The organism is Flavobacterium tistrianum, assembly GCF_003254545.1.
Classification (GTDB): Bacteria; Bacteroidota; Bacteroidia; order Flavobacteriales; family Flavobacteriaceae; genus Flavobacterium; species Flavobacterium tistrianum.
The window spans coordinates 230825-243552 of record NZ_QJRH01000069.1; the positions used below are offsets into that span (position 1 = coordinate 230825).

The following is a 12728-nucleotide window of genomic DNA, read 5'->3' on the forward strand; positions in this document are numbered from 1 at the left end:
TCAACAAAAAACAAACCAATAAACCAACAACTATGAAAAAGATTGCATTATTACTATTTGTGCTGAATTCAGCATTTCTTTTTGCACAAAAAGAGGTCTCGGGTCTTGTGAAAGATAAAACTGGAAATCCGCTTCCAGGCGTTAATATTGTCGAAAAAGGAACTTCTAATGGTGTCTCTACCGATTTTGAGGGAAGCTTTAGAATAAAAGTTAAAGAAGGCGCAACTTTGATTTTCAGTTATGTAGGATTTACAACAGTTGAAAAAACAGTTTCTGGAGATAAGATAAGTGTTACGTTAAGCGAGAATGATGGGCAGGTTTTAAACGACGTTGTTGTAGTTGGTTCCAGAAATGCTAAGAGAACCGTTGTAAATTCGGCAGTTCCTATTGATGTAATCAATGTAAAAGATGTAACTACACAAAGCGGAAAAATCGAAATTAATCAGTTATTACAATATGTAGCTCCTTCATTTAATGCCAATAAACAATCGGGATCTGATGGTGCCGACCACGTTGACCCAGCTTCTTTGAGAGGTATGGGGCCAGATCAGACTCTGGTTTTGATTAACGGAAAAAGAAGACATCAATCTTCCCTAATCAATTTATTTGGAACTCGCGGACGTGGAAACACAGGAACAGATTTGAATGCTATTCCAGCTGCGTCTATCAAGAGAATTGAAATTTTGCGCGATGGTGCTTCTGCTCAATATGGTTCTGATGCCATTGCTGGAGTTATTAATATTGTGACAAACGACAACGTTGACGAATTAACAGGCTCTGTTACGTATGGCGTTTTTAATACGCATGCCAAAGGCGAATTCTTGCTAGGAACTCCAAACACAAAAGGATTTAGATTGGATCAGAATGGAAACGGAAATTCATATGGAAAAAATCAGGATTTTGACGGAGGCTCTGTAAGAGTAGCAGCAAATTATGGAACTGGAATTGGTTCTAAAGGTGGTTATGTAAATGTTACAGGAGAATTTTTAAGCAAAAACAAAACACTAAGACCTGCTTACGATTTCAGAAAAGGTTTTGGTGATGCAGAAATGACAGGTGTTAATTTGTTTGCCAATTTAGCAATTCCTATTTCTGATAAAACTGAATTTTATGCTTTTGGCGGAAGCAATTTCAGAGATACAGACGCTTATGCTTTTACCAGAAATGATGGTGAAAGAGTTGTAGAATCTGTTTATCCAGGTGGATATACCCCAAGAATTACTTCTAAAATTAATGACAATTCTATCGCAGCAGGAATTAGAACTGAATCTTCTGGCGGATGGAAATTTGATTTGAGCAATACTTTTGGTAAAAACAAATTTCAATACGATATTAAAGGAACTATAAATGCTTCTCTTGAAGAAAAATCTCCTCACGAATTTGATGCTGGAGGACACAGTTTGCTTCAAAACACCACAAATTTTGATATTTCGAAAAATTATGGAGATGTTTTAAAAGGTTTAAATATTGCTTTTGGAGCAGAATTTAGAGTAGAACAATTTGAAATTTTTGCTGGCGAAGAAGGTTCATACGCAACTTACGATACAAACGGAAAACCTATTACAGATCCTACAACTCAAAGCGCGCCAATTGATCCAGTAACTGGAGAACCAAGACCTGGAGGCTCACAAGGTTTCCCTGGATACAGCCCTGCAAACGAAGTAAACAAAGACAGAACTAATTTTTCTCTTTATACTGATGCCGAATTGGATGTTACAGAAGCTTGGATGTTAAGCGGAGCTTTGCGTTTTGAAAATTATAGTGATTTCGGAAGCACACTTAATGGAAAATTAGCATCAAGACTTAAAATTACAGATCATATCAACGCCAGAGGATCTATAAGTACAGGGTTTCGTGCGCCATCTTTAGCTCAAATTTATTATAATTTACGTTTTACCAACTTTAACGCAAGCGGAGCAACAGAAGTATTATTGGCTCCAAACGATAGTCCAGTAACAAGAGCGTTCGGAATTCAGAAATTAAATGAAGAAAAAGCGGTAAATGCTTCGTTTGGTTTTACTGCATCTTTTGGCGATTTTACAGCAACAGTTGACGGATATTATATTCAGGTAAAAGACCGTATCGTTTTAACAGGATATTTTGATGCCAGCTCTTTAAATTTAGGCGTTTCTGAAGCTCAGTTTTTTGTGAATGGAGTTGACACAAGCACGCATGGTTTGGATTTGGTTTTCTCTTGGAAAAAGAAATTTGATTTCGGCCAGTTTGGTGCAACTTTAGTTGGAAACATCAACGACATGAAAATTGACAAAGTTAAAAATGGTACTCTTGACGAATCTATTTTCTTTGGAAAACGAGAAAAAGCATTCTTATTGGCTTCAGCTCCAGACAATAAATTTGGTTTAAACCTTACTTATGCTAAAAACAAATTTGATGCAGGACTAGCTTTTACTCGTTTTAGCAAAGTGGTTTTGGTTGATTATGCTGACGAAGACGACATTTACAATCCGAGATTGATTACCGATTTAACTCTTGGATATCAGTTTACAAAAAGCTTAAAACTGACTATAGGAAGCAACAACTTATTTAATGTATACCCAACTAAACAAGACGAACAAGGAAATACAGAAGCAGGAGGTTATTGGGATGCAGTACAAATGGGTTTCAGCGGAGCTTATTACTACGCAAGACTTGGATTTAATTTTTAATTATTAAAAGAGGGCTTCGACTTCGCTCAGCCTGACAGAACAAAAAAATCCTGAACATAACGTTCAGGATTTTTCATTTCTATTTATAATTACAATTTAAACTCTAACGATGCAATGATAGCTTTTTCTTCATCGGTTGCTGTAAATCCTGAAATATCCCAATAATTGGTTAGGATTTTGTTTTTCTTATTAAAAAGTGATTTTTCTTTAAAGACGTCACTTTCGTTATAAGTGAAATTTTGTTTGTTGAAACCCGTTGTGACAAAACTATTCCTTACCTGTACATTTTTAGTTTTATCCTTTAAAACAACATTATAACCAATTTCTTCATTAGAACTCAATAAGTAGTAATCGGTTCCATCCCATCTATAATTTACTTTTACAAACGACTTTGTGAGGTTTTTTTCGCCTTCTTTTGTCTTCTCTTCCACTTTATCAAGAGTTGCAGGCGTGACAGAAATAGTAAATTCTACAATAATTTTTTTCACGGGATCATAAATGATTTCGAAATTATCAATTGCTTCTTTGGCTTTATCCAGCGGAACAACTGACATTACGTAGTAATCTTTGTTTTTAGAATGCCCTTTGGTTGTAAAATCATATTCCTTTTTGGCTTTTGAATCCAGTAAAGGTTCTAAGTATTTAAAACTCGAATAATTCTCCATTATATTATTCAAATTATAACCTTTCAAATCAGCACTTACATCAGCTTCTAATAATCCGTAAGAACGATTTTGTTCCACCAGCAAAGTGGTTTCATTATTATTCTTATCAAATTGAAAATTTACCAATCCATCATTATAATACGTATACTGATTGTCGAGCATAAAAAACTCTCTAACATATACTTTCTGTCTATGCGAGATACTAATTTTCTTTGTAGAATTGTTAACCAATTTCTGCAGTATTTTTTCTGGAGATTCCTTAGACAAAACTACTTCATCTAATTTATTGTTTTTACTCTTTAAATAAACAACAAATTTTTGCTCTCCATTCAAAGAAGTCCAGCGTACGGTCAAATCTTCATAATTAGTTTCAGAAACCTGAACATTAGATCCGCCAGTCAGCATAAAAGTAACTTTCCCTTCTTCGTTGCTCAATAAAATTTGTTGAGTTTTCATTATTTTAACCGTAGCATTTGGTATTGGCTCCATGGTTTCTATATCCTTAACAATAATAGAATACTCCTCCTTTTGTGCAAAAACGCTTACGCAGTTGAGCAAAACAATAAATAAAAGTAGCAATTTCTTCATAGGCACTGTTATTTTTTCAACTAAAGTATTGTTTTTCTAACAATAAAGCAACAGCCTAAAAATAAAACATTCGCTATCAAGTGACTAACACTTGCAAATACCTGAAATCAGGGTAAAAAAAATCCTGAGTTTTTCGACTCAGGATTCTATAATTTATCAAACAATTATTTTTACTCGTTATGTAAAAAAGCTTGTCTTTCTAATAAAGTTTCTTCGTCTTCAACGTGATTGTCATCAGGTACACAACAGTCAACAGGACAAACAGCAGCACACTGGGGCTCATCGTGAAAACCTTTACATTCTGTACATTTTCCAGGTACGATATAATAAATTTCATCAGAAATTGGAGTTTGCGCATCGTCAGCGTCAACTTCAGTTCCGTCAGGTAAAACTATTTTTCCAGAAAGACTTGTTCCGTCTTTATATCTCCAATCATCTGCTCCTTCATATATTGCTGTATTTGGGCACTCTGGTTCGCAAGCCCCGCAATTGATGCATTCGTCAGTTATAATAATTGCCATCTTTTTAGTCTTAAAGTTTAAAAGTCATAAAGTCTAAAGTCATAAAATCTGTCATAAAGTTTGAAAGTACTAAAGTTAAAGTATAATAGCCTTTTCAACTTTGGACTTTTGTCTTTCGACTTAATTATGCTTATTTTTGTGCAAAATTACAATCAAAACAATTCATAAACAAACATTATGACATTAGAAACAAAAAAAAGTGTTTTTGTTGAATTAGGAAAATTTTTAAGTCAGTTTTCTGAAGGTGCTTCTGCGCAAAAATCTGACGTTTTATATAACGACATCTTTTTTGAAGATTTCGAAAATCTAATTCGTTTATCACAATCTCATAATGGATGGTATACTCCAGAACAAGTCTATTTCTCTATACAATCTTGGGCTGAAGCTTTAACCAAAGAAAATATAGACAAATGGCTTTCAGCTTATTCCTTCGACTCCGCTCAGGATGACAAAAATGGAAAAACTGTTGCTTTAATTTTAGCTGGAAATATTCCGTTAGTAGGTTTTCATGATTTTTTATCTGTTTTAATAACTGGAAATAAAGCTTTAATCAAGACTTCATCAAACGACCAGCATTTATTGCCATTTTTAGCTAAATATTTAATTGCTGTTGATGAAAATTTCAAAGATAAAATCACTTTTGTAGAAGGAAAACTAGAAAACTTTGATGCTGTAATTGCAACAGGAAGCAACAATACAGCTCGTTATTTTGAATATTATTTTAAAGACAAGCCGTCGATTATTCGTAAAAACAGAAATTCGGCTGCCATTTTAACTGGAAAAGAAACCAATGAAGATCTAGAAGCACTTGGAGAAGATATTTTCAGATATTTTGGTTTAGGATGTCGAAATGTATCAAAATTGTATATTCCGAAAGATTATTCTTTTGATGCATTTTTTCAAGCAATGTTCAAATATCAAGATGTCATTCATTATGAAAAATTCGCTAATAATTATGATTATAACAAAGCTGTTTTTTTAATGAGCAATTTCAAATTATTAGACAACGGATTTTTGACTTTAAAAGAAGATTCAAGTTACGCTTCACCTATTTCGAGTGTTTTTTATGAATACTACGAAAATCTTGAAGAACTCCAAAAACGTCTTCAGGAGGACGCAGATCAAATTCAGTGCATTGTTAGCAATAATTTAACGACAAATAGTATTGCATTTGGAGAAACCCAAAAACCTCAATTGTGGGATTACGCAGACAATGTGGATACTATAACGTTTTTGTTAACAACAAAGTAATAAAATGTTTAATTATTTCGAATATTTTAACGCTTTTTCGGCTCTTATTGCCGAAATTTGCGTCTTTAAAATTTTCGACTATTAACAACAACCATGAAAAAACACAACTACAGCGCAGGACCAAGTATTTTACCTCAGGAAGTTTTTGAGAAGGCATCAAAAGCAATTTTAAATTTTAATGATTCAGGGTTATCTATCCTTGAAATCTCGCACCGAAGCAAAGATTTCGTTGCAGTTATGGAGGAAGCTCGTTCCCTTGCTTTAGAATTATTAGGTCTTCAGGGGAAAGGTTATCAAGCTTTATTTTTACAAGGTGGTGCCAGCACAGCATTCTTAATGGCTCCATATAACTTAATGAAAGAAAACGGAAAAGCTGCTTATTTAGATTCAGGAACGTGGGCAACTGCGGCAATCAAAGAAGCGAAACTTTTCGGTGAGACTGTTGTCGTAGCTTCTTCAAAAGAAGACAATTATACTTACGTTCCAAAAGGTTACGAAATTCCAGCTGATGCTGATTATTTCCACTGCACAAGTAACAATACCATCTTTGGAACTCAAATGAAAGAATTCCCAGCAACAAATGTACCTGTTGTTTGCGATATGAGTTCTGATATTTTTTCACGTGAATTAGACTTTTCTAAATTCGACTTAATCTATGCTGGAGCTCAAAAAAATATGGGGCCTGCCGGAACTACATTAGTAGTGGTTAAAGAAGAAATCTTAGGCAAAAACGGAAGAACTATTCCAAGTATGCTAGATTATGCTAAGCACATTAAAGGAGAAAGTATGTATAATACTCCACCTGTATTTGCTGTTTACGTTTCTCTTTTAACTTTACAATGGATTAAAGAAAAAGGCGGAATCGCTGCTGTTGAAAAATTAAACAATGCTAAAGCTGAATTGCTTTACGCTGAAATCGACAGAAACCCATTATTTAAAGGTGCTGCTAAAGTAGAAGATCGTTCAAACATGAACGTAACTTTCTTACTGACAAATCCTGATCACACAGAGACTTTCGATGCTTTATGGAAAGCTGCAAACATTTCTGGATTGCCAGGACACCGTTCTGTTGGCGGTTACAGAGCTTCTATCTACAACGCTATGCCAATTGAAAGCGTTCAGGTTTTAGTTGACGTAATGAAAGCACTAGAAACTAAAGTTTAATTTTTTTTTTTGGTTAATCGTTAATTTGTTTAACTGTTTAATCGTCAAAAAACACTTGCTTTAAAATATCAAAAAAAGAAAAATCAAATAGTTGGTTTATCGATTAAACAATTAAACGATTAAACCAAATAAAAAAATAAATCCTGCAATGAAAGTATTAGCAAATGACGGAATTTCTAAAAGCGGAATTCTAGCCTTAGAAAAAGGCGGTTTTGAAGTTATCACTACAAAAGTAGCTCAAGAACAAGTGGCTAACTATATAAATGATAACAATATTGATGTAATTTTAGTTCGTAGCGCAACTAAAGTTCGTAAAGATATTATCGATGCTTGTCCTGGAATCAAAATCATCGGTCGTGGTGGTGTTGGTATGGATAATATCGATGTGGATTATGCAAAAAGCAAAGGAATCCATGTAATCAATACTCCTGCTTCATCTTCAGAATCTGTTGCAGAATTAGTATTTGGACACTTATTCTCTGGTGTACGTTTTTTACATGATTCTAACAGAAATATGCCTCTTGAAGGAGATTCAAACTTTGATGGTTTGAAAAAAGCTTACGCTAACGGAACTGAATTGAGAGGAAAAACTTTAGGTATTGTTGGTATTGGTCGTATCGGACAAGCTACTGCAAAAATGGCTCTTGGTTTAGGAATGAAAGTTATCGCTGCAGATAGCTTTATCCCTCAAGTTGATGTAAAAGTTGAATTTTTCGACGGACAGTCAATTACAACTACAATTGTTTCTCAATCTTTAGAGTCTTTATTTAAAGAAGCTGATTTCATTACATTACACGTTCCTGCTCAAGATGGATATATCATTGGAGAAAAAGAACTTGCAATTATGAAAGATGGTGTTGGAATCGTAAACTGTGCGCGTGGTGGTGTTATTGATGAAGTAGCTTTGGTAAAAGCTTTAGATTCAGGAAAAGTTGCTTTTGCTGGTTTAGATGTTTTTGAAAGTGAGCCAAAACCAGAAATGGCAATCTTAATGCACTCTAAAATCTCTTTAACTCCTCATATTGGAGCTGCTACAGGAGAAGCACAAGATAGAATTGGTACTGAATTAGCATCACAAATTATCACTTTGTTGAGCTAACCAATCAAAAAATAGATTATCTTTAAAGGGATTTATTACAATTTTGTAGTAAATCCCTTTCTTTTGTTTAATTTTGGTGTATAATCTAAAACTATTAAAATTATGTTTGAACAATTAACACAATTAGTGCAGCAATACGGTGGTGATGCAGTTGTAAACAATTCTGCTGTTCCAAATGAACACAATGAAGCTGTAATAAGCGAAACAAGCAGTTCTATTTTTGAAGGATTAAAAAAGATGGTTTCTGAAGGAAACACAGATCAGATTGCGGGATTATTTAACGGAAATTCTCCAATAGATAGTTCTAATCCTGTTGTTCAGCAAATTCAACAGCAATTGAGCGGAAATCTTGGCGAAAAATTTGGTTTGAGCAGTGCTGATTCAAATGGAGTTGCTTCCAATTTGATTCCGCAGATTTTAGGTTCTTTAGTCAATAAAGCAAAAGATCCAAACGATAGCAGTTTTCAAATCTCAGATATTGTAAATTCCATTTCTGGAAACAGCGGACAAGCTTCTGGAATAATGGATACTATTTCTAAATACGGAATGCAATTCGGACTTGACCAAAACAATGACGGAAAAGTTGACGTTGCAGATGTACTTGTAGTTACCAAAAGTAAAGGAGGAATTGCAGGTTTTATCGGAAAACTTTTTGGAAGTAAATAGTTCTTCAGCTACAAAGTTGCATAGGTTCAAAGTAACAAAGGCTTTTAATAAAAAAGGATTACAAAATTGTAATCCTTTTTTATTTTTATTAGCAAGAAGTTAAACCTTTGTTACTTTGAACCTTTGCTTCTCTGAACCTGCAAAAAAAATCGTAAATTTATGCTATGAAAAAAGGCATTTCCATATTAATTGTTTTATTTACCATTATTGCGTGTTCTACAGCTTCTAAGAATATTGCGAGCACTGATGTTGTTTCAAACAAAAAAGGAAGTGATACCGTGAGAATTGCGAATGATTCTTTAGAATACGAAGTCATTATTATCGATAACGGATTTTCAAACTGGCTTGCCTCTCGCGCCTATCCACGAAACTATCACTCCTTGCAATATCTTGAAAACAAAAATTATCTGTATGTAACCGAATGGAATAATCGTGTTTTACAGCCACAACGCTACAACCCAAATTTGTACGAAATGTCAATTGACTATCGCCCTGACATTCATTATGGCTACGAAGTAAATTACCTAATTTACAATTACATGATTTATTTTCAAAATACTTACAAACAAAAGCTTTGGGGTTATGTTCCCTCAAGATAATATACTATATTTGTAATCATTACAAATAGCAATGAACAGATTAAAAAAACGCTGGGGAATTACCTCCAATTTACAAGCCATAATTATATTTATCGTTTTTGCCATCACAGGATCGGCATCTGCTTGGCTGTCTAAACCCTTCTGCGTTTGGCTAGGAATTACTAAAGAAGATTTTGGTGGCTGGTTTACACTTATTCGTCTTATTATCATCTTCCCTATTTATCAAGTTCTATTGGTTGCTATCGGAACTATTTTTGGGCAATTTAAATTCTTTTGGAACTTCGAAAAGAAAATGCTTAAAAACATGGGACTTGGATTTTTGTTTAAAGATTAACCTTCCACTTTCTCTCTTTTAAATTTCAAAAACCGTTCTGGTCAAGATTTTCCTTAATTCTTATTTTTTTAGTTTCTTTTTCATCTTCTTCAATTAATTATATTTTATAAGCTTTATTTGGATCAATCCCTGTATTTATAAGATATTAAGTATTTAAAAAATTAGCACAAAAGAAAAGAATAATATTGCTTTTTGTCTCGATTTCACAATAATACATTAGGCAGAACAGCATTGTGCAGGATAGTTTTATTTTAAGTAATAATAAACTTTACAATAGTCGAAATTAATTATTCAAAACTGACAATCAGTCCTTTAATTTCTTCGACTTACATTATTGCTTACTAACCAAACCACAATTTGACATGCTGAAAAATTACTTAAAACTCTCCGTAGTAGCGGCAGTAATCTGCCTAATTACGCCGGTAAACAAGATTTTTGCCCAAAATCCAATTGTAAAAATTGATTTTGATCAGTCAGGAAGACCTAAAGCAGAAGTAAACGACCCTGATTATACCACTTGGGTAATCGCTTCTGGCAACACTAGCACCTATACTGAAAATGGAGTTACATTTATCATTACTCGCGTTGGAAACAATGGAGACAACTTAGGAACCAACTGGTACAAAGCAGGAATTCAGGCCCCTTATTATGCCCGATTGGTGTCTGACGGAATTACCGTAAAGGGCACAACTGCAAATCTTGGCGCGCAAATCGAACTTAAAATAAGCGGTTTAGCAACCGGCGAACATACATTATTGGCCTTTTTTAATAATGTAGACAGTCCGACAACCAATACCTTTAGTCCAATAGACATTTCTGTTGACGGAAATCTAGTAGTAGATAATTTGATTCCGTCTGTTAGAGCAACTAAAACTGCTGATGCTAAATCTACTTATTTAAAATTTCAAGCGATAGCAGGAACTGATGTTGTGATTTTAATGGCAGCTGAAACTTCGGGAACGGAAAATGTCAAAAACTTCATTTTTAATGGTTTTGAATTAAATACGCCTAATATTTTTTATCAAGCTACAAATCCAAATCCAAAACAAAATGACGAACATGTCGAATTAACCTCTGGCGGAAAATTATTGCAATGGACAGCGGCAGCAAACGCTGTTTCCCATAATATTTATTTTGGAACAGATCAAACAGCTGTTGACAATGCTACAACATCTTCTCCAGAATTTAAAGGAAACCAAGCTCTAGCCAACAATTCTTATCAAGTAAACGGCTTATATACAGGGGCAACTTATTACTGGCGTATAGACGAAGTTTTAGCAAATGGAGTTGAAAAGGGGAATGTTTGGCGTTTTCGTCCCGCACAGCTTGCTTTTCCAGAAGCCGAAGGATATGGCCGTTTCGCACGCGGAGGACGCGGAGGAAAAGTAGTTACCGTTACCAATCTAAACGACAGCGGTCCAGGAAGTTTCCGCGAAGCCGTTACAAACGATATTGGTCCAAGAACAATTGTTTTTAATACTTCTGGAGTAATTCAATTACAATCCCGTTTAGTTTTAAGTCAGCCTTATGTAACTGTTGCTGGACAAACTGCACCAGGAAAAGGAATTTGCATTCGTTCTGCGCCATTTGGCGTTACAGGAAATGATGCAATTGTGCAAAATCTAAGAGTTAGAGTTGGTGCTGGACCAACTTATGACGGTATGGGATTAACAGGCGCAGACAACAGTATTATAGATCATTGTTCTATCAGCTGGACTATCGACGAATCTTTCAGCTCTAGATCTGGAAAAAACATTACATTACAGAGAACACTTATTTCTGAAGCCCTAAATGCAGCAAACCACCAAAATTATCCAGCAGGAACAGAACACGGTTATGCCGCTACAATTGGTGGTGATATCGGAAGTTTTCACCATAATTTATTAGCACATTGTTATGGACGTAACTGGAGTTTAGGTGGTGGATTGGACGGAAGCGGCGCTTATACAGGACGAATGGACATTACCAATAATGTGGTTTACAATTGGGGAGGAAGAACAACCGACGGAGGAACAAAAGAAGTAAATTTCGTCAACAACTACTATAAACCAGGCGCAGGATCAAAAATATTTGTCGCTTTCAATCAGCAAAATGAAGGCGTTGGAACAGGAATGCAACAATGCTATTTTAACGGAAATGTTATGCCGGGTTATTTCGATGAAAAAAATCAGACGCTGGGTAGAAAAGCTTCGGGTAATACGGTTCCTTATGACAACTTTGTAAACGCACCATTTTTTCCTTCTTATGTAACGACTCAATCTGCAAAAAATGCTTATAAAATTGTCCTTTCTGATGTTGGATGCACCCAGCCTGAATTTGACGATCATGATCAGCGAATCATTTCAGAAACTTTAAACGGAACATATTCTGCTGTTGGAAGTGTAACGGGAAAACCTGGATTCCCTGACAATGAAGCCGATGTTGGAGGTTTTGAAAGCTACCCAACAATAGTTAGAGATTCAAATTGGGACTCAGATCAGGACGGACTGCCAAATTGGTGGGAAAATATCATTGGAACAAATGTAAACTCTGCGATTGGAGATTTCTCAGACGCAAATGCAGATCCTGATTTAGATGGTTATACCAATCTGGACAAATATTTACAATGGATGTCTTTGCCTCATTACGAATCTCCAAACGGAACCAAAATAAACATCAATATTCAAAAATTATCTAGAGGTTTTACGAGTGGAGTTTCTTACGCAATTTCAAATGTAATAAACGGAAACGCAACTCTAAATACTGATGTTGTTGCCTTTACTCCTGCTTCGAACGGATTATGCTCTTTTGAATTTACAGTAACCGATTCTGAAGGAGGAACTATGAAAAGAAAAGTAAACGTTATTAGCGGACAAAGTTTAACTTTAGGAACAGATGATCTTATTAAAGAAAATAAAAATAATGCTTTTAACGTTTGGCCAATTCCAAGCAAAGGAACTTTCTCAGTACTCATTGAGAGCGAAGAAACAGAAGTTTCAGATTTAAAAATCTATGATGTTTTCGGAAAAGAATTGCTAAAGCAAAAAATTAGAGGAAACACACAAGAAAATATTCAGTTACACTCAAAAGGAGTTTTCTTGATCAAAGTCGTAAATCCGCTGACAAAGAAAACACAATATGTGAAGAAAATAATTGTGCAATAGCAACATAAAAAAAGACGGCTCTGAGCCGTCTT

General features: G+C 34.7%; 10 protein-coding genes. 8 read left to right on the forward strand and 2 right to left on the reverse strand.

The window, feature by feature from the left end:
- Nucleotides 1–32: 32 nt before the first annotated feature.
- Nucleotides 33–2666, forward strand: coding sequence for a TonB-dependent receptor (locus tag DMB71_RS13040; RefSeq protein ID WP_111366964.1), 2634 nt, complete (start codon nt 33–35; stop codon nt 2664–2666).
- An 89-nt stretch (nt 2667–2755) separates the two neighbouring features.
- Here DMB71_RS13040 and DMB71_RS13045 read toward each other — a convergent pair whose 3' ends face one another.
- Entirely contained in the window at nt 2756–3919 is a 1164-nt protein-coding gene (locus DMB71_RS13045) for a peptidase associated/transthyretin-like domain-containing protein (RefSeq protein WP_111366758.1), read from the reverse strand.
- Between the two features lie 170 nt (nt 3920–4089).
- The gene (locus DMB71_RS13050; protein WP_111366760.1) at nt 4090–4440 is read right to left on the reverse strand and encodes a 4Fe-4S dicluster domain-containing protein; all 351 of its coding nucleotides are present in this window, start codon (nt 4438–4440) and stop codon (nt 4090–4092) included.
- A gap of 177 nt (nt 4441–4617) precedes the next feature.
- On the opposite strand from DMB71_RS13050, the gene DMB71_RS13055 reads away from it, so the two are divergent.
- From DMB71_RS13055 to DMB71_RS13085, 7 genes are all read left to right on the forward strand, one after another.
- On the forward strand, nt 4618–5691 hold the full coding sequence (locus DMB71_RS13055; RefSeq protein WP_111366763.1) for an acyl-CoA reductase: 1074 nt from the start codon (nt 4618–4620) through the stop codon (nt 5689–5691).
- Between the two features lie 93 nt (nt 5692–5784).
- A complete protein-coding gene (serC, locus tag DMB71_RS13060; protein WP_111366765.1) occupies nt 5785–6855 on the forward strand; it encodes a 3-phosphoserine/phosphohydroxythreonine transaminase in 1071 nt (356 codons plus the stop codon).
- A gap of 148 nt (nt 6856–7003) precedes the next feature.
- Nucleotides 7004–7954: a D-2-hydroxyacid dehydrogenase gene (locus tag DMB71_RS13065; RefSeq protein WP_111366767.1), complete on the forward strand. Its 951-nt coding sequence runs from the start codon at nt 7004–7006 to the stop codon at nt 7952–7954.
- A gap of 102 nt (nt 7955–8056) precedes the next feature.
- Entirely contained in the window at nt 8057–8620 is a 564-nt protein-coding gene (locus DMB71_RS13070) for a DUF937 domain-containing protein (protein WP_111366769.1), read from the forward strand.
- A 164-nt stretch (nt 8621–8784) separates the two neighbouring features.
- Nucleotides 8785–9219 carry a DUF6146 family protein gene (locus DMB71_RS13075; RefSeq protein ID WP_111366771.1) on the forward strand — a complete coding sequence of 145 codons (435 nt, stop codon included), beginning with the start codon at nt 8785–8787 and terminating at the stop codon, nt 9217–9219.
- A gap of 31 nt (nt 9220–9250) precedes the next feature.
- Nucleotides 9251–9553 (forward strand): DUF6787 family protein, encoded by a 303-nt coding sequence (locus DMB71_RS13080; protein WP_111366773.1) that lies wholly within the window; start codon nt 9251–9253, stop codon nt 9551–9553.
- Between the two features lie 362 nt (nt 9554–9915).
- Nucleotides 9916–12696, forward strand: a complete 2781-nt coding sequence (locus DMB71_RS13085; RefSeq protein ID WP_111366775.1) for a T9SS type A sorting domain-containing protein — start codon at nt 9916–9918, stop codon at nt 12694–12696.
- The last annotated feature ends 32 nt before the right edge of the window (nt 12697–12728 follow it).